Annotated in this window: 18 protein-coding genes; 7 read left to right on the top strand and 11 right to left on the bottom strand. The window is 41.0% G+C overall.

Going from position 1 to position 17,366, the window contains the following annotated elements; genetic code table 11:
- The first annotated feature begins 236 nt into the window (after positions 1–236).
- Together GJB62_RS06315 and GJB62_RS06320 are read left to right on the top strand one after the other, a co-directional pair.
- Entirely contained in the window at positions 237–641 is a 405-nt protein-coding gene (locus GJB62_RS06315; RefSeq protein ID WP_114082046.1) for a response regulator, read from the top strand.
- Positions 642–1,108: 467 nt separating this feature from the next.
- Entirely contained in the window at positions 1,109–1,942 is an 834-nt protein-coding gene (locus GJB62_RS06320; protein ID WP_114082047.1) for a class I SAM-dependent methyltransferase, read from the top strand.
- 196 nt (positions 1,943–2,138) lie between these two features.
- On the opposite strand, the gene GJB62_RS06325 is transcribed toward GJB62_RS06320, so the two are convergent.
- The gene (locus GJB62_RS06325; protein ID WP_114082048.1) at positions 2,139–3,044 is read right to left on the bottom strand and encodes a cation diffusion facilitator family transporter; all 906 of its coding nucleotides are present in this window, start codon (positions 3,042–3,044) and stop codon (positions 2,139–2,141) included.
- 618 nt (positions 3,045–3,662) lie between these two features.
- Here GJB62_RS06325 and GJB62_RS06330 point away from each other — a divergent pair.
- Together GJB62_RS06330 and GJB62_RS06335 are read left to right on the top strand one after the other, a co-directional pair.
- The gene (locus GJB62_RS06330; protein ID WP_114082049.1) at positions 3,663–4,409 is read left to right on the top strand and encodes a 3-oxoacyl-ACP reductase family protein; all 747 of its coding nucleotides are present in this window, start codon (positions 3,663–3,665) and stop codon (positions 4,407–4,409) included.
- A gap of 165 nt (positions 4,410–4,574) precedes the next feature.
- Positions 4,575–4,928 carry a hypothetical protein gene (locus GJB62_RS06335; protein ID WP_114082050.1) on the top strand — a complete coding sequence of 118 codons (354 nt, stop codon included), beginning with the start codon at positions 4,575–4,577 and terminating at the stop codon, positions 4,926–4,928.
- A 535-nt stretch (positions 4,929–5,463) separates the two neighbouring features.
- Here GJB62_RS06335 and GJB62_RS06340 read toward each other — a convergent pair.
- The 3 genes from GJB62_RS06340 to GJB62_RS06350 form a co-directional block, all read right to left on the bottom strand.
- The gene (locus tag GJB62_RS06340; protein WP_012407481.1) at positions 5,464–5,700 is read right to left on the bottom strand and encodes a DUF4327 family protein; all 237 of its coding nucleotides are present in this window, start codon (positions 5,698–5,700) and stop codon (positions 5,464–5,466) included.
- A 1,000-nt stretch (positions 5,701–6,700) separates the two neighbouring features.
- Positions 6,701–7,120 carry a 30S ribosome-binding factor RbfA gene (gene rbfA, locus GJB62_RS06345; protein WP_114082051.1) on the bottom strand — a complete coding sequence of 140 codons (420 nt, stop codon included), beginning with the start codon at positions 7,118–7,120 and terminating at the stop codon, positions 6,701–6,703.
- Positions 7,121–7,243: 123 nt separating this feature from the next.
- The gene (locus GJB62_RS06350) at positions 7,244–7,450 is read right to left on the bottom strand and encodes a DUF751 family protein (RefSeq protein WP_012407479.1); all 207 of its coding nucleotides are present in this window, start codon (positions 7,448–7,450) and stop codon (positions 7,244–7,246) included.
- Between the two features lie 165 nt (positions 7,451–7,615).
- Between GJB62_RS06350 and GJB62_RS06355 the strand changes: the two genes are divergently transcribed.
- On the top strand, positions 7,616–8,473 hold the full coding sequence (locus GJB62_RS06355) for a DNA adenine methylase (protein ID WP_114082052.1): 858 nt from the start codon (positions 7,616–7,618) through the stop codon (positions 8,471–8,473).
- Here GJB62_RS06355 and GJB62_RS06360 read toward each other — a convergent pair.
- From GJB62_RS06360 to GJB62_RS06370, 3 genes are all read right to left on the bottom strand, one after another.
- Positions 8,445–8,921, bottom strand: coding sequence for a PD-(D/E)XK nuclease superfamily protein (locus tag GJB62_RS06360; protein WP_114082053.1), 477 nt, complete (start codon positions 8,919–8,921; stop codon positions 8,445–8,447). The genes GJB62_RS06355 and GJB62_RS06360 overlap by 29 nt on opposite strands.
- Positions 8,922–9,355: 434 nt before the next feature.
- Positions 9,356–10,576, bottom strand: coding sequence for a HetZ-related protein (locus GJB62_RS06365; RefSeq protein WP_114082054.1), 1,221 nt, complete (start codon positions 10,574–10,576; stop codon positions 9,356–9,358).
- Positions 10,577–10,972: 396 nt separating this feature from the next.
- Positions 10,973–11,632 (bottom strand): L-threonylcarbamoyladenylate synthase, encoded by a 660-nt coding sequence (locus GJB62_RS06370; protein WP_114082055.1) that lies wholly within the window; start codon positions 11,630–11,632, stop codon positions 10,973–10,975.
- A gap of 66 nt (positions 11,633–11,698) precedes the next feature.
- Between GJB62_RS06370 and larC the strand changes: the two genes are divergently transcribed.
- On the top strand, positions 11,699–12,985 hold the full coding sequence (gene larC / locus GJB62_RS06375; protein ID WP_114082056.1) for a nickel pincer cofactor biosynthesis protein LarC: 1,287 nt from the start codon (positions 11,699–11,701) through the stop codon (positions 12,983–12,985).
- A 392-nt stretch (positions 12,986–13,377) separates the two neighbouring features.
- Here the strand turns inward: larC and GJB62_RS06380 are convergent, their stop codons facing one another.
- The 4 genes from GJB62_RS06380 to GJB62_RS06395 form a co-directional block, all read right to left on the bottom strand.
- Positions 13,378–13,602: a DUF433 domain-containing protein gene (locus tag GJB62_RS06380; RefSeq protein WP_114082057.1), complete on the bottom strand. Its 225-nt coding sequence runs from the start codon at positions 13,600–13,602 to the stop codon at positions 13,378–13,380.
- A 77-nt stretch (positions 13,603–13,679) separates the two neighbouring features.
- Positions 13,680–13,976 carry a hypothetical protein gene (locus GJB62_RS06385; protein WP_114082058.1) on the bottom strand — a complete coding sequence of 99 codons (297 nt, stop codon included), beginning with the start codon at positions 13,974–13,976 and terminating at the stop codon, positions 13,680–13,682.
- A 34-nt stretch (positions 13,977–14,010) separates the two neighbouring features.
- On the bottom strand, positions 14,011–14,607 hold the full coding sequence (locus tag GJB62_RS06390; protein ID WP_114082059.1) for a DUF3177 family protein: 597 nt from the start codon (positions 14,605–14,607) through the stop codon (positions 14,011–14,013).
- A gap of 676 nt (positions 14,608–15,283) precedes the next feature.
- Positions 15,284–15,529: a Calvin cycle protein CP12 gene (locus GJB62_RS06395; RefSeq protein WP_012407493.1), complete on the bottom strand. Its 246-nt coding sequence runs from the start codon at positions 15,527–15,529 to the stop codon at positions 15,284–15,286.
- Positions 15,530–15,902: 373 nt separating this feature from the next.
- Between GJB62_RS06395 and GJB62_RS06405 the strand changes: the two genes are divergently transcribed.
- Positions 15,903–17,138: an FIST N-terminal domain-containing protein gene (locus GJB62_RS06405; protein WP_114082060.1), complete on the top strand. Its 1,236-nt coding sequence runs from the start codon at positions 15,903–15,905 to the stop codon at positions 17,136–17,138.
- The last annotated feature ends 228 nt before the right edge of the window (positions 17,139–17,366 follow it).

Below are 17,366 nucleotides of genomic sequence, written 5' to 3' on the forward strand. Positions count from 1 at the left end.
GTGAAAGTAAATTTCTAAATATAAATGAATTTAAACACAAATATAATTTTATCCAGTCAAGAATTATAAATTCCAGCGAATAATTAACCATCAATTAGATGGTGGCTAGACGAATTGAATTATTGTCTAAGAAAATAGGCGCGATCGCAGTAAAATTATCAAGGGTGTGGTAAAAGACAAAAAACCAGCAGCTCATTAGAAATAACTTTCATTTGATAAACATTTATGGAGATTTTATGGAACCTCCTCTCCCCCTTGCTGGCTTAAACATCCTCGTCGTTGATGATGATGACGATAGCCGCTTTTACATTACTACCGTGTTAGAAGCTGATGGAGCCACCGTTATGGCAGTTCCATCGGCGGCGGTAGCATTGAAAGTACTACCTGAGTTGCAGCCAGATGTCTTAATTTGTGATATTGCTATGCCTGGTGAAGATGGTTACACCCTTATCCGCAAGATCCGGGCGCTGAAGCCTGATATTTGGGAAAAACTCCCTGCGATCGCTTTAACTGCTTATGGCGATAGCGAGTATCGTAGCCGTGCTTTGGAAGCGGGTTTTCAGACTCATGTACCTAAACCAGTCGATCCCGGAGAACTAGTTGCGATCGTCGCAGAATTGGTTGCTTCTTATGAGAGTTAATACAAATCTTGTAGAGAGCGTGATTTTGAATTGTTAACTTTCCGCTCTCTCATTTTTTGAATCTGCTCGATTTGAAGCGATATTATGTTTGATAAAGATTCTAAACTCTACAAATGAGTTTTATTGTCCTTTGTTTATGAGCGATCACTACTTGAATAAAATCAAAAGGTGCGATTACTGCCTTGAACAAGACTGAAACACAAATTTTGTTGTCAGTAAAATTTTCGCCTTTAGTCAAAATTAGAATATTTTTGAGCGCAAATTTGCGTGACACTAATCAAATAAACATTACCACTTTAATAATCTCAATAATACTTATTCCATAAACACTCTAAGTCAAAGGCTTCAGCATTATCTCCTGTCCGAAAGCTCACTGTTCCTTACCAGGATAACAGTATCAATTGCTATTGCTACTGATGTGATGTATAAACTAATGTAGCCTGTATTGTCATTTGACAGTTTAACTCATGAGTCAAGAAACTTTTACAGATTCCTCTGCAAACTACAAATTTACTGAAGATAATTTTGCTGTACCAGATGAAGAATTTTCCCTAAAATACTTTGAGGCACAAGTCACAAAATCCGATATGTACTGGAGGCGCTTTGGCGGTCGTCCAGACTTCTCCGGTAAAGTTGTCCTTGAGATCGGCTGTGGATATGGTGCATTGTGCATTGATGCAGCCATTTCCGGAGCGCGGCGGGTAATCGGTCTTGACCTCATAAGTAGCCGGATCGAATTTGCGCGCAATATCGTCGCAGAACGCTACTCAGAGATTGCAGACAGAATAGAGTTTCATCACTTGGATATTGACAACCTGACGACGCTTGACGGCCAGGTTGATTTCGTAATTTCCAAAGATACTTTTGAACACATCATGGGCATAGAGCGAGTTCTTCTTTCAATAAAACGAGTTCTACGGCAAGGGGGCTTACTGATAACTGGTTTTAGCCCACTTTATTACAGTCCTTTTGGCGATCATGGATATCACGCAATCGGAAAGCGCATCAGGCTACCGTGGGCGCATCTCATTATTGGCGATGAGCGTGTTGTTGCAGCTTATAATAAGTACCATCCCGGAATCGAGTGCCATTCGATCTATGACCTTGGACTCAATAAACTCAAGCGCCGCGACTTCCTGAAATCCTTTGATCAAAGCGGATTTGTGATTGTTAGCGAGACTACAAATGCTTTTGAAGGGGCTTCCAAATTGATGCCGTTGTTTCGCTTTCTGAGTAAAATTCCTGGACTCGAAGACTATACAACAGTCAATATGTACGTTATGGCCCGTAAGACCTATTAACTCATCTCTATGGTGTACACACAAGTCCTAAAATCCTTGTTTGGTAAGATACAAGTCTTAGTAGCCAAGGTTTTGAGTTTATTATCAATAGTGTCAGTTAATTGATAATAAACTTAATGGAAAATCAACTATTTTAAAAATAATTTTTCGTTCTTTTCCCTCTATTTGATTTCCAACTCCACTTGTGTGAACACAACTATTTCAATCCAGTTTCAAAGCTAATTTGCTCAGACTTATATGCTGGTGGCTCGACGTGAATTAAAATCCTCACTGGACGGAACCTTTCTTCTAATCGGCTTTCTACTTCTTCGGTGATGTGGTGAGCGGTTTCTACGTCTGGTGCATTTACTATTAAATGCATTTCAATAAATACCTGACGACCAAGAACACCGCGAGAAGCAATATCATGACAGTTAATTACACCTGGAACAGAAGTAGCGATCGCATGAATTGCTTCTGGTGCGATCGCCATTTGATCCACAAGCCAAGGCAAATTTTCTTTTAAAACTGACCAGCCACTCCAAAATACCAACAAGGCGACAGGAAAAGCTAACACCAAATCCATCCATTGATAACCTAGCCAAACTCCGATCAAACCGCCAATTACAGAGATTGTCACCCAAATATCACTCATGGTATGTGTAGCGTCAGCTATGAGGATTGAGCTACCTACCCGCTTACCCACAGCACGTTCGTAAAACGCCACAAAAATATTCACGCCCAGCACAATTAGTAATAACCACAACTCCGGTGGCGATATTCTCACAGGTTCACCACCACCTTTGAGAATTCGTTCGATTGCTCCTTGCAGAATTTCAAAACAAGCTATTCCTAAAAATGAGGCTATTCCTAAAGCCCCCACAGCTTCAAACTTGCTGTGTCCATAGGGATGTTCGCGATCGGGCTGTGGAGAAGAAAATTTACTTGCAATTAATCCTAAAACGTTGTTGGCGCTATCTGTCACACTATGCAAGGCATCAGCTAGCAAGCTCAACGAACCTGTCCAGTAACCCACAAGTGCTTTCAATCCCATTACAAACAGGTTGAGTAGTAGGGTAATAATTAAAACTTTTCGTACTTCGGCGCGGTTATCGTAAACCATAGATAATTTATCACATCAAGCTCTATGACTTCTAATGTAGAACTCAAAACATAAATAAACACAAATAAAATGTATCAAAGTCTTACGCAGTAAGAATTAAGTCTCTCTATAGGCTCTATCTTTTTTACCATTCTGTTGAGATTATTTATAGCTAACAACAGCTACAAGCTTTATAGCTATTAGTAATGCCTTTATAAATAACAGCATATTTTTAGCATTAATTCCAGAAATATTTTAATTAATTTTGTTATTTCTACATCTAGTTACTCCAAACAAAATTGTATCCAGAGATATTATGACGACCATCAGTGGTGTGTACTTACTTAGGATAACTGACGAGTGAAGGAGTTTTATTTACTACCTTACAAGGATAAAGAAGCCTGTGCCTCATTCAAAAAATAGTCAAAATTTGAGCAGCAAAATCGAAAAATATTTACAGGTTTTGGAATAATTTAGTAAACCTAGAGGTAAATTTTCGCGTTCCCCTCGCTAAAAATAAATTAACAAGCCAGAGTAATGAGTAAAAATTTAATCCTCTTACGAGTTTGAGTAAGAACTTAAGCCATATAATTCCAAAGGTCAATTTTCCTCAGACGGCAAGTTTCAATCACGAATATTATGAGTACCAAAAAACTTACAGGTAAGGTGGCATTGGTAACAGGCGGCTCACGCGGTCTGGGAGCAGCGATCGCCAAACGTCTCGCAAACGATGGTGCAGCAGTCGCTCTCACGTACACTAGCTCGCCGCAAAAAGCCGACGAGGTGGTGCTTGCCATCGAAACGGCTGGTGGAAAAGCCCTGGCTCTTCGCGCCGACAGTGCCAATGTCGAAGCCGTGAAAAACGCTGTTGCCGAGACAGTGAAAGCCTTTGGTTGTCTTGACATCCTTGTGAACAATGCGGGGGTCGCCACTTTAGCCCCAATCGATCAATTCTCAATGGATGATTTTGATCGCCTGATCGCGGTTAACATCAAGGGTGTCTTTGTGGCAACTCAGGAGGCTGTCCGCCACATGGGTGAGGGCGGACGGATCGTTATGATTGGCAGCGTCAACAGTGACATAATGCCTTTTGCTGGCGGCTCCGTTTACGCTTTAACCAAGGGTGCGATCGCAAGCTTCACACGCGGTCTTGCCCGCGATCTCGGCCCTCGTGGCATCACGGTGAACAATATTCAACCCGGCCCGATAGACACTGACATGAATCCGGCGGAAGGGCCCTTTGCCGACACTATGAAAAGTATGATTGCCCTCCAACGGTATGGTCGAACAGAAGAAGTCGCCGAGATGGTTTCCTATCTCGCCAGTGCAGAAGCTGGTTTCATTACCGGTGCAAGCCTGAAGATTGATGGTGGCTTTGCAGCCTGATAAAGCAGAACCAAGAAAAATCCGATCGTGTAAATCTGTGTGGCGACAATATCAGCGCTTGGGGGTGCATCCTCAAAAAATTGGGCTTCGCCGCCGTCGATCTCGGCGGCTTCGTCTCTTCTTCCGGTAAGATTAGTACTTATCAATAAGCTTTAATAAAAACTTATGTCTTCAATTCCTCTAACATTGAACCTAATTGAAGGTTCTGTCTCCTTCAGTTTTTCACCCCAAGCAGCACGAGAATTAAAGACAGCGACAGATCAACTGATGGAGCGCCTGAAAGCTGTCGCCGCTAAACCCACTCCTGGCGGTGGTAAAGTCACTCCCCAGCCTCCAATGGAATATCGTTATACGGGTGAAGTATTTTTAGAAATTTTCTGTAATCCTAATATCTGGCCAACGCCTTTCGCAGCCAAAGTTTTGCTCACTGTCCGCAACGTCAACATCCGCTTGACTACTGAAGCTGAACTTACCCGTATTATTGAAGACATTAACCAATATTTAGAGCAGGTCGAATAATCGTTTATGTAATTTTTCTCTGCTTTTAGAGATTTTTTAACAAATAATCCTATACAAATTTGATTTGGGATTTTGCGAAAATTGAGCCAGTTACTTGCGGAGGCTTCCTCTATTGTCGCAACTGGTGTCGGTTAGCCCGACTGAGCAAACTTTTTCAGACGGATTCTACAGATTCTACATTTGAACAGCAAGCGATCGCTTCCCTAAAGTAAGCGATGCTGTCAATTGCGAGTCAAAAGTGAAGTTCCTACACTTCTATCGGATCAATGTAGGAGCTTCACCGAATTTACATATTAAACTCAAGCTGTAGCACCAGATATACAGAAAAAATGGTTCTGATGCCTTCTTTAACTTGAAAACTTATATAAATTAAGACTCCAATGCTTCTGTGTTAATGAAAAACGCAAGATTCTTTATGGGGCAATGCTCATTAAAAACCAGAGATTATCCCCCAAATTGGGCGTAGGATCGTTGACTGTGACATCCACACATCGAAAATTAACCCCCAACCCCAAACCCGAAATCAAACATTGATTTAGTCGTTGTCCCACTGTTCACGACCAATTAGGTCGCCAATGCGATCGCGCAACAAAAAGTCACATTTCTCTAATTCACATTCAACGCAAACCCACTCTCTCGCTGGAATGTATTGGCAAAGGGTATATATTGGCTGTTGTCGGCTAATCATTCCCTTTTGCACCAGTCGACGTGCTTCGTCTTGGATCAAATCGAGAGAGTAGTAATTGATAGAAGGCACCGTATTCACACTCATGGTTTTTACTCACAAATTAACACTTACGATAGTGTTCCCGTTAATAATTAGGAACAAACATTACAGAAATTAGACTTGTGGCTAGTATTTTGTAGTTTGCTATACGGAACTATTTTTATTTTGACGCTAGATATCCTGAAATTATCTCAAGAAATGTTAAGAAAGTCAACGAATCCTGACATTTATCAAAAATCTGCTTTACAAAAAAAATTCCGAGTAGTTAACTTAACCTGCTATGGCGGTTGTATGGTTTTTATGCAACAAGTCTGAAAGTCTTGCCATTACTGTATTTAGGCAAGATTCGCTGGGTGGTAAGAATTCATATTGCAATCGCTTACATATCAAATAATCACCTTAAAGCCGGATCTAGAACTGCTGGTATTTATCTAAGGGTAAACAACACAAGAATATTTGTCAGATACTACGGTATAAACTGTTGCAAAACATAACGGCTAAAGTACACTACGAAGGCTTTTACCCTATCATCTGTTAACAATTTCTTAAGTAAAATTGCAATTGCTTAGTTATTTTCAGCACTAATATTACACAGTTTTCTTTTGCTCAACATCTGTAGAAGGGTGGAGTAAAGGCAGGAGGAGCAAATCAGTTGGGGATTCAACCCCTAAGATTTGAAGCCACCGTTGCGTTAGCTTCCCACAGGGTACAGCCAAAACCATAATTTTCACTTAACGGAAATTCATGTAAACGCATACTCCTAGGTCGAAGCAAGCTATGCAAAGCATCTCTAGAGAAGCGGCTACTCTACGAATTCTCCAACGGAGTACCCACAGAGTATTGCCCCTACCGGGTGTAGTTTTGCGTAAGTCCTAGTAGAGTCAAGACGAAAGCCAAGGCAAACATCAAGCGTATAGATGCAACTACCGATCGCTGAAGTTGGTTATGGTTACATTAAAACAGACGCGATCTAGTCACGTCTGTAAACTGTTTGGCGGATTTGCTGAGATTAATTGTTCTGAAGTTACATTGTTATTTAAGTTACTTATTCACTAAATGATTCATCATCTTCATCTGTGCTGTCTTCTACTGCTAACAGGTTTTCTGGTGGACGATCGTGATTGAGTTGGCTTAGTAGTGCCAGTACCTTGTTACCGCGTTCTATGGAACGATCTTCGAGAAAGATGACCTCTGGTGTACGACGTAGCCGTACCCGCGCCCCAAGTTCACTGCGGACGTAACCTGTGGCTGACTTTAAGCCTGCCATTGTTTCTACCTTAGCTTCATCTGTACCATAGATACTGACGTAGATTTTGGCGTGTTGGAGATCGCCAGAAACATCAACATCAGTCACACTTACCATTCCTGTACCCACACGGTCATCCTTAATGCCGTTGAGCAGCATTTGGCTAACTTCCCGTTTGATCAATTCTGCAACGCGGGAAACCCGGCGATTTGTAGCCATAAAAATTTCGCCTCCTGACAGAGGTTGTACGACAAAAATAGATGCAATTTGGGTAGACAGTACTTAGCGAAAGCAACGCCAAGAGCAACCGTCTGTAGGGCATAGCCCCGATATAGCGCTAGTCTAGATTGCACTCAAGCCCAGCATTGCCCGTAGGGTGAAAGTAAGAAAGACTAGGCTGCTCACAAATAAACCTAAGAGGGCGATTAAGGTAACAGGGCGCTTCAACAGTGGCACTAATGGCGCAAAGGTGTTCAAAAACAGCCCTAAGACTATAGTAATTAAGTAGCGGGGGTAGCGAAAGACGTTATCCCAAAATCCGTCAAACATCTGAATCTAAACTGCCTTGTTATATACTTACGTTTGTTTTGATATGCTTTATCAACTCAATTGTAATCTATGCAGCCGGAAAATTAGCCAGCTAATATAAAATATGCCTCGTCGGTTATATTGGCTTTATTTAGTCACGATTATTTTCAGTTAAATCGCAAGTAAATGGTAATTCAAATCCCCAAGGAAACTAGCCCGCGTCCATTTTTGAAGTGGGCAGGGGGTAAAAGTAGGTTGATACAGCAATATATTCCTTATTTTCCCAAAAGTTATAAAAATTACTATGAACCATTCTTAGGTGGTGGTGCTGTTTTTTTCTATCTTCAACCAAAGACAGCAACTTTAACTGATATTAACGCCGAATTAATTAACACTTATTGTTGTGTTAGAGATAGTGTTGAAGAATTAATTTCTCTATTGAAAGAGCATAAAATTCGACATAATAAAGATTATTATTATAGTGTCAGAAACAACTCTGGTGGCACCGATATAGAAAAAGCGGCTCGTCTAATTTATCTTAATAAGACTTGTTTTAATGGTCTTTATCGAGTCAATTCTCAGGGAAAATTCAATGTGCCTTTAGGCAGATATGAAAATCCTAATATTTGTTCTGAGGTTTTACTGCAAACGGCATCAGAAGCGCTTTCTCATGCAGAAATTAAACAAGCAGATTTTACAGAAGTCCTAAATTATGCAACTAGCAGTGATGACTTTGTATTTTTTGACCCACCCTATCATCCTATAAGTGATACTAGCTATTTCACCGCTTATAGTCAAAATTGTTTTAGTAAAAAAGACCAAGAACTTTTAAGAGATACTTGTGCAGAGTTGGCAAGTCGTGGTGTTAAAGTTATGGTCTGTAATTCTGATAGCGAATTTATTAGAAATATTTATACAGATATCAATTTTGAAGCTTACAAAATCAAAGCAGCCCGATCAATTAACTCCAATATAAAAAATAGAGGCATGATTGACGAACTGTTAATTACATCTTTTAAAGATTTTTATTTGCCCAAGCAATAAATCTGTCTAAGCTATAAACTGCTAATAAATTATGGTTATCATTAACTCTTGTTTTTAGCCATTTGCTGGCACCTTCTCGCATACCTTCACCGCCTAAAATGACGATAGTTGGTGCAGGGTAATAGTGCTGGATGTTCATATTCAAGTAAGGAAACTTTTCATCGACAGAACCAGGGCTTTCTTGCCATTTGCACTCGAAAATTAAACCAGATGGCATTGCAGGTGAGCCAACAACATAAAAATCAACCTTCAAATCGGTATGATAAATCCCAGTTCCAATATAAATTTCTTTTCCATAGCGCTTTGGTAATAAAGCAGCATTTAGTATAAATTCTTTTGGGACATAGTTCCCTACTTGGAAATAATTATGTCCATTTAAGATTGCTTCAACATTTCCTTCTAAAATATTCCCAGACTTATTTGCCCGTCCGCCTTGAGTCAGAGCCATCCTAAATCCCTCTGCCAAAAGTCCTACTAATTATAGGATTTCACAGAAGTAGTAAAAAAGGGTCAGTTTCTTAATATGAATTTTTTATTCTGACGTAAACAAGGTTGGATTAATGGGTAAAAAATCGGAAATTATTGGTATTTTTGTACTAAATAAATACAAATGTATTAATAATTTTGATGAGGAACGAGTTAGTAATTGAGATAAATTCAGATAAGAGTTATTTGTGGAAGATCGTGGCGAATTGAAGGGTGAAATTTAAACGCATAGGCACTTTGCCTTCCCGCAGGGTAGGGGCGCAGAGGAAAGCGCATAGGCACGCAAAGAATTCGCTACAAATTAATGAAATTTTGTACTTAGTTTATAAGCTAAATTCGCGCTTCTCGTCCCAGTCATAGGCTTAGATAATGTTTTTTGCTTATTTCACCTTAGCTTCAACCTGTTTGTGCTTCAGTATGACCGTTGCGGATAGACCATGCTAGTTCTAACAGTTGAGTCCAGCGCTTTTGTAACTGTTTGGGGGTGCATTTGATGGTTTTTGCGATCGCTTGGTCAGTTTGTCTTGCAGTTTTCAACTGTAATATTTGCTGTTGTTGTTCTGTGAGTTGATTCACAAAGATTTCCCACTGCTGGGAAGATAAACCCAACTTTTGCTCTAAACCCGCGCCTAACCATTGATGTACTAATTGCCAGTGATGTTGTTTGGCAAACTTTTCTACGTGGTATTTAAAGCGTTGTTGGAGATAATCGCGTTGACGGCTGGTTAAACCGAGAATTTGGTCAATTTCTGGGGCTGAGAGGTCTTGAAGTTTCAAGCTGAGGTAGTTCATACAGTCAGATTGACCTTGAGACTCCAGATATTTCATCAATTCAGTGATGACGCGATCGCGTTCTGATTCTTCAGATGGATCGAAATTAGTTTGGGCAATCATCTGCGATCGCAACTGTTGCACCGCCGAGTTACGCTGATAAGATTCTGCTTCTTCACCCTTAGCAGACTCCACCGCCATTTCAATATCCACGGTAGTCTCTTGCGGCTGACGACGAGCAAAACCTTGGGCCCGCAGGATAATTAATTGCTGATTTGCACCACCAGGTAAATTGATGCGGCGTTTGGCGTACTGTTCTGTAAACGCCATATATTCAGCTAATTGCAGCTGAGTACGCGGTGTGTGATCGTGAGGTAGTTCGTTTTCTCTGCGGAAAGCTTTGATAGCTTCAATATAAAATGCTTGTAAAAAATCTTCAATTAGGCTGTAACGAGCATCAAAGCCCAACTCCGAGCCAGATAAAGTTACATGGCGGTAAACCATAGCACCCAAATTACTATGTAATTCCACCCGCCCTTGTTTGGAACCTAGTTGATAGTAACGTAAGCACTTTTGCATCCGATGCCTTCCCAGCGTAATCTGCCAGGATTTGATTTGCCCAGATGTTTGGATACGCGAGCTTTTATCGCAAATGCGTTCTACTTCTACGGCTATGCGGTTTGCTAAAGCTTCTACGCACCTGGGTGCTGCTTTCACTTGTGCTTGCATTTCTTGACACAGCAATTCAATCAAGGTTTCGCTGCTGCTGTCTGAAAATTCTTCGGTCGAAAGGTGGTTTTCAAAAATGGGTGTAGAGTTTGGTAGATTGATGACGTTAGCTTTCATGACTTTTCCAGGGAGTAGTATTGCACCGTAATTACAACGCAGACACAGCAATCAAGGCTAGCCTTGGCTGGAGGATCTTTGGGCATTTATCAATTAAGACTTGCCCCATATAATGCTCACATCTAAAGCTCATATATAAAACTGTAGGAAATACGAGAGAGTTACAGTTATGCCAATGTGTCGGTTCTTTCACAAGCCACCACATTGACGCGAGTACTCATGTACCCACCATTTTCTTAAAGTTGTCAAATCCCTTGCTGTACCTACTGTTACCACCATCCTGTTATTGCATCTGTGCCCGTCATAGACATCACGTTTAAATATGACAATTTAAAAACTGGAGTTGCTTTTATCACAATTTCCGAAACGGAGAGGTGTGCCTGTGAAGTGTCATTCTTATACCCATGCTGCTGCTGCTTCCCAACCTAAACCCCTCCGTATAATTGCTGCTTCGTCTCCGGTCATATCTAAGATGGTAGAGACTTCATAAGTAGGTTCTTCGCCAGTGTCTACAATTATGTCTACCAACTTGTCCAAACGGTCAAATAGCTCTACCCGTGACTGAACAGTTTCTGGCTCTATCCGAATCATGCCGTTATCTGCTTCATCTGGTGGCAGATGTGCTGAAGTTGAAATAATCGGATTGCCCAAAGCTGCCAGCAACTCCAAACACACAGTATGGTTTGGTACTCTAATTCCAGTACTTTTCCGCTTGGGGCTTTGCACCAATCGCGGTACTAATTTAGTTGCTGGGAGCAAAAACGTGTATGGCCCTGGAATCAGGCGTTTCATAATCCGATAGGCTGTGTCACTTACGAAGGCATAAGTTGCCACATTTGAAAGCGAGGGACATAAAAATGTCAGTGGTTTATCATTTGCTAGCTGTTTAATTTGCCGCACTCGTTCTACCGCCGACTTAGCATTCAAATCACAACCGATCGCATAAACTGTATCAGTAGGGTAAAGCATGACTGCGCCACTAGAAAGCGCCGACTTTATTTCCTCTATTCGGCGAACTTGAGGATTATCCGGATGAACTGAGAAAATTTTTGCCATAGAGGGATTGGGGACTGGGGACTGGGGAAGAATGACAAATGACTAATGACTAATGACTAATTTATTATGAATAAAATTGCTTATCTTCAATGTCCGACAGGAATTTCCGGTGATATGTGCCTGGGTGCTTTGGTAAGTTTGGGTGTTCCTGTGGAGTATTTAATTGAAAAGCTCAATGGATTGGGAATTGAACAGGAATATCAGTTAATAGCAGAACTTGTCCAACGGAATGGGCAACAGGCGACTAAAGTTCATGTGGATTTAGTACACGATCACCATCACCATGACCACCACGACCACGAACACAATCACCATCACACACGCCACTTGCCAGAAATAGAGCAGATGATTCTCAAAGCTGGGTTGCCATCACGGGCAGAAGCTTGGAGTTTGGCAGTATTCCGACAGCTAGCAGTCGCAGAAGGAGCGGTGCATGGGATTTCCCCTGAAAAAGTTCATTTTCATGAAGTGGGTGCTATAGATGCGATCGTAGATATTGTAGGTACTTGCCTGGGGTTAGATTGGTTGGGGATTGAGAGTAATGACGAAGGATGGCCCCTACTTTACTGCTCGGCGTTTCCCACTGGTGGCGGTACTGTTCGGGCTGCACATGGTCAAATGGCAGTACCAGTACCAGCAGTATTAAAACTTTGGGAAATGCGGGGTTGTCCAGTTTATAGCAATGGCATTGATAGAGAACTGGTAACGCCAACAGGAGCTGCGATCGCTACTACTTTGGTAAGAGACTTTGGTTCACCACCCGCGATCGCTATCAAGCAGGTAGGACTGGGAGCAGGAACCATAAATTTACCAATTCCCAATATTTTACGCCTCTGGCTGGGCGAAAGCACAAGTTTACAGTCAGATTTCGGCGATTCTGAAGATACTAGCTCAAATTTAGAAACTATCTCGGTACTAGAAACCCAAATTGATGATTTAAATCCGCAAGCGATCGGCTATGTTTTTGAGGCTTTGTTTGCTGCTGGTGCAGTGGATGTTTTTACCCAAGCGATCGGCATGAAAAAGTCCCGTCCAGGAATCTTGCTGACTGTGATTTGTCATCCAGAAAATTTCCTCAGTTGTGAAGCGGTTATATTCCGTGAAACTACAACTTTGGGTATTCGGCGAACAACTCAGCAACGCGCCATTTTACAACGGGAAATTCAACAAGTGGAAATTGAATATGGCAAAGTACGTGTCAAGGTGGCATGGAAGGGACAATCACCAGAAAAAGTTATTGCCAATGTGCAGCCAGAATATGAAGATTGTGCAGAATTAGCCAGAAAACATAATATCCCCTGGCGCGAAATTCAACGGTTGGCGCTACAAAATTGGTATTTGGTCAATAACTAAATCTCCTCGTTCCTATACTGCGTAGATTGGTGACAACTTAGGGAGTTCCAATTAAAAAATATCCCATCCCTGCGGGATGCTTCCCGCAGGGTACATAGGGGTGCAAGGCCTTGCGCCCCTACAAATCTAGAAATAATTTGGGATAATTTATTTTTTGCAAGTCCCTAAAGTACCTATATTTATTCTCCATCGGCATAACTGCCCAATTCGGAATATCATGGCGAAAAATAATGCTCCCAAGTGGAAGCAATTACAGAATAGTGTATTTCAGAATACTTCCAGATAACCACATCATCTGTATTAATTAACCCTAAAGTTTTAACGTGTACTGAATCAGGATACAAATCTACAATCAATAATCCGATCAGACAGATTTTTGTCTAGCAGCAGTTTCACAGGGATACCACAAATAACTTCTTCTCACGATCGGCAGCAAAAGCTAGACACGTTTTGATATCTTCGAAAGTTAATTCCGAAAAATCCTCTAGTATTTCTGCTTCAGTCATTCCACCAGCAAGATACTCCAAAATATCATAAACAGTTATTCGCATTCCTCGGATACAGGGTTTACCACTGCGTTTTCCAGGCTCAATCGTAATAATTTCGTGGTAATTCATAAATTAATCAAGATATTTGTTTAATCTATGAGGGTTGCTTGAGTCAGTCTACCAACTAACTTGAGACAAAATTTTAGTTAGACTCCCACTTCTGATAATAGAGTTTCCATAGCTTCCCAAGAAATTCCTTGTTGAAGATAACGGGGTGCTTCAGGATTATAAGGACTGCCTACCCTGTCAATATTGAGAATTTTTGCCCCATCTGGCAGAACTGGTACATCTGCATCAAATGCTGTGGGGCGCATCAAAGAGCTGGAAAAGCCTTTGAAAATAGCAATTGTATCTTCCTCATCGGCAATTTCCACTATTACAATCAAGACTTCTTTGGGGCGTTTAGCGGTGTATTGTTCTAGCCGCTTACCAATGGAATTCATTTTTTTACATTAGGGGTATGTGACGTAGCGACAGTTACTGTGGTGTGGCTGAACGTCCCTGCTTGCCAAGCTTAATCAGAACAAAATAGCTTAAGTAAACCACATAAATTACTAAACTAGTTATGCCAAGAAAACCTAAAAACTCAGCTTTGCTATTAGCATGAAAATATTCTTTGAATAATAACGGAATCTCAAACCAGACGCGACAATAAGCAGTCTTCATCACACTGGCAGAAAAAGCACAACCCAAAAATGGGATCAACGCTAGTGTACCCAAAATACAATAAACAGTTGTAGCCCAGCGCCAAGAGGTAAAAATAAATTTCAAAACTCCACTGGTTTGATACTCAATTTCATCGTTGATATCTACCCAAAACCACAGTGAAATTGGGATTAAAATCTGAGCCATTAATCCAGAGATAAAGCTAACTGGATACTGGGCAATCATTAAGTAAATCGTGATTGCCACCAAGCTTGATACTTTCCAGTATATAGTCAATAAGCGTTGTATACTTTCTGCTTTTTGCACAAATGCCCAAATTAAAAGAATTAACGGAATAATTACCAGAAATAATACTGCCAATCGGTAATCAATCCAGATGAAAGGGCGAAACCAAACGTTATAGTCCATAGTTTTTCTCAAACGATAAATAAAACAATTTAAACTAAGAGCAAGTATCCATAACTGACAAACTTGTAAGCTATTAGCTAGCTAGTAGTCTATCTATATTACAAACAGTTTAATCAAAGCACAAAATCTAGCCTCAAGACTGCGCTCTAACTTCTTGGTGGAAGCAAGTGGCTACCCAACTTATACCATTTCACGCAGTTTCTACTATAAACACGTTTGTAGGGGCATACAGATGTACGCCCCTACAACCAATTCATGCCTTGCAAAGATTTTTGGAAAAATTTTTAAATGGTAAGTTGTTTAATTTACTTTCCTAAATCTCTCAATTTGGCAAAAAAACAAGCAACTCAAAGATCCTCAACTTAGATTTTACACTTACCTGTAGTAGCGTCAGGGAGCCTGTTAAAAGCCCACCTAGCAGCTATATACTTGATACTCGCGGACAAAACCCCAATTTTTTTGGGTGTAAAGGTTTCCTTTTAAGATAAAAATTCTCAAAGCTTAACCCTGATACATCCGTAACTCCAGATATTTCACCATTTTTTGTCCATTGGAGAAAATAATGAAAAAGGGAGAGTAAGGTTTTAGCCGGAAGTAGCGTAAAAGTGCGAAATCTCAGTAAGTAAATCTTGGTTGCTTGGTGACAAACGAACAGAAAATTCGCTTGTTTAAATTTCTAGTCGTCATAAACCCGGCATTCAATTGCATCTGGGTTGTCATCACAATACTGTTCTAGAGAATTTTTGGGCTTGCTTTGACGCTTGTGGGAAGCTTCAGCTTGCAATTCTTCTACTGCATCCCAAGCAGCAGCACATTCTGGTGAACCGCTACCGTTAATGTCACAGACAGTACGCGCTTGTTCTACTTCTTCTTGAATTTTCTCCTGGATGTCGCTTGTTGCTGTTTCTTGGATGTTGGTCATTGCTTTAGTCTCGTTGTGTGTTGTTAATACTAGTATAGAAAAACTTCAGAAATGGCAGATTTTAGCTTGATTACTAACCATTCTAACTATTCAGTTCATAAGTTAGTACTTTAGCCTATTGATTTATAACCAATATAGTAAACTGCCGCATCTATAATGCATTCATCTTTATGTTTTAAGATTTTGTGGGATTAGTACCATAGATAAACAATCATACAATATATTTAGATGCATCTATTAGGGAATGACAACCCCAGCTTCTTGGGATGGAGGAGACAAAAGGCTGGCACTAATTCTTGTAGGATGCAATTCTTCCCAAAATAAAAATACATCAAAATCTACTAGCACAAAAAGAGAAAGAAGCTCAAAACTCATGGCAGACCAAATGCAGTGGGCAAATGCCCTATCAACCCGTCATTCTTTAGAAGCCGCCGTTACAGATGTGGTGGAACGAGCTGTCTCATCGTTAACAGCACCTGCGGATCTAGGACTGGTATTCATTTCGTCTGCTTTTACGAGTGAGTATTCCCGATTGTTACCCTTGTTAGCTGAGAAACTTTCTGTACCAGTGCTAATTGGCTGTAGTGGTGGAGGTGTGATTGGGACGACAGTTAACGGAGAAACCCAAGAACTCGAAGCAGAACCAGCTATTAGCTTGACTTTAGCACATCTTCCAGGGGTGAAGGTTCAAGTTTTTCATGTTGTTGCAGAAGAATTACCTGACTTAGATAGTTCACCAGATGCTTGGGTTGATTTGATTGGTGTACCAGCATCACCAACACCCCAGTTTATTTTGCTGTCTAGTTCTTTCGCCTCTGGAATCAACGATTTGTTGCAGGGATTGGATTTTGCTTATCCAGGATCGGTGATCGTGGGGGGACAGGCTAGTGGTGGAGGTATGGGTGGTCGTGTTGCCCTATTTTGTAATGAGACTGACGGCGAGGAATGTCAAAGTCTGTATCGTGAGGGTACTGTTGGGATAGCTTTGACTGGCAATATTGTTTTGGAAACGATTGTAGCCCAAGGATGCCGACCGATTGGCAAACCGTTGCAAGTTACAAAAGCCGATCGCAACATTATCTTAGAGTTAGATGAGCAAGTGCCGCTAGTGGTGTTGCGAGATTTGATTGCTAGTCTTAGCGAACACGAACGAACTTTAGCACAGCACTCTTTGTTTGTTGGTGTGGCGATGGATGAGTTTAAGCTGGCTTTGCAGCAGGGAGACTTTTTAATTCGTGGTATTCTTGGGGTCGATCCAACAGCTGGAGCGATCGCAATTGGCGATCGCGTTCGTCCTGGTCAAAGGCTGCAATTCCACCTCCGCGATGCCCAAGCCTCTGCTGAAGACCTAGAATTACTCCTCCAAAGTTATCAAACCCAACGAGAATCTGAACCCTCTGCCGTCGCTGCCTTAATGTTTGCCTGTCTGGGGCGAGGCGAAGGACTCTATGGTAAACCCAATTTCGATTCTGAATTATTTCGCCGTTACCTCAGCGATATTCCTGTAGGTGGCTTTTTCTGTGGTGGTGAAATCGGCCCTGTAGGTGGCAGAACTTTTTTACACGCCTACACTTCCGCATTTGGAATTTGTCGTCAAAATCAGTTATGAGTTATGAATTAAACTCCTCACTCTCTAGTAATACTATCTGATTTGTGAAAATTCGCAGTATCCAAATCCCCAACTTGTTTAAGAGGTTGGGGATTTAACTTTTTACGAATGGTTTATGACTGTTTAGCATTTAACTGTCTTTCTATATTTGCAGATATATATCGAGATAAACGCTCTGAATACTTGTCTATACAGACAAATATATTTCTTGTATAGACTAGTTTAAAT

Source organism: Nostoc sp. ATCC 53789 (assembly GCF_009873495.1).
In the GTDB taxonomy this organism is placed as follows: Bacteria; Cyanobacteriota; Cyanobacteriia; order Cyanobacteriales; family Nostocaceae; genus Nostoc; species Nostoc muscorum_A.

Coding starts and splice junctions, on each gene's coding strand:
- GJB62_RS06330 (WP_114082049.1), top strand. CDS start 3,663: ATGAGTACCAAAAAACTTACAGGTAAGGTGGCATTGGTAACAGGCGGC.
- GJB62_RS06325 (WP_114082048.1), bottom strand. CDS start 3,044: ATGGTTTACGATAACCGCGCCGAAGTACGAAAAGTTTTAATTATTACC.
- GJB62_RS06380 (WP_114082057.1), bottom strand. CDS start 13,602: ATGAATTACCACGAAATTATTACGATTGAGCCTGGAAAACGCAGTGGT.
- GJB62_RS06340 (WP_012407481.1), bottom strand. CDS start 5,700: ATGAGTGTGAATACGGTGCCTTCTATCAATTACTACTCTCTCGATTTG.
- GJB62_RS06390 (WP_114082059.1), bottom strand. CDS start 14,607: ATGGACTATAACGTTTGGTTTCGCCCTTTCATCTGGATTGATTACCGA.
- GJB62_RS06335 (WP_114082050.1), top strand. CDS start 4,575: ATGTCTTCAATTCCTCTAACATTGAACCTAATTGAAGGTTCTGTCTCC.
- GJB62_RS06365 (WP_114082054.1), bottom strand. CDS start 10,576: ATGAAAGCTAACGTCATCAATCTACCAAACTCTACACCCATTTTTGAA.
- GJB62_RS06370 (WP_114082055.1), bottom strand. CDS start 11,632: ATGGCAAAAATTTTCTCAGTTCATCCGGATAATCCTCAAGTTCGCCGA.
- GJB62_RS06395 (WP_012407493.1), bottom strand. CDS start 15,529: ATGACCAACATCCAAGAAACAGCAACAAGCGACATCCAGGAGAAAATT.
- GJB62_RS06315 (WP_114082046.1), top strand. CDS start 237: ATGGAACCTCCTCTCCCCCTTGCTGGCTTAAACATCCTCGTCGTTGAT.
- GJB62_RS06355 (WP_114082052.1), top strand. CDS start 7,616: ATGGTAATTCAAATCCCCAAGGAAACTAGCCCGCGTCCATTTTTGAAG.
- GJB62_RS06350 (WP_012407479.1), bottom strand. CDS start 7,450: ATGTTTGACGGATTTTGGGATAACGTCTTTCGCTACCCCCGCTACTTA.
- GJB62_RS06385 (WP_114082058.1), bottom strand. CDS start 13,976: ATGAATTCCATTGGTAAGCGGCTAGAACAATACACCGCTAAACGCCCC.
- GJB62_RS06360 (WP_114082053.1), bottom strand. CDS start 8,921: ATGGCTCTGACTCAAGGCGGACGGGCAAATAAGTCTGGGAATATTTTA.
- larC (WP_114082056.1), top strand. CDS start 11,699: ATGAATAAAATTGCTTATCTTCAATGTCCGACAGGAATTTCCGGTGAT.
- GJB62_RS06320 (WP_114082047.1), top strand. CDS start 1,109: ATGAGTCAAGAAACTTTTACAGATTCCTCTGCAAACTACAAATTTACT.
- GJB62_RS06405 (WP_114082060.1), top strand. CDS start 15,903: ATGGCAGACCAAATGCAGTGGGCAAATGCCCTATCAACCCGTCATTCT.
- rbfA (WP_114082051.1), bottom strand. CDS start 7,120: ATGGCTACAAATCGCCGGGTTTCCCGCGTTGCAGAATTGATCAAACGG.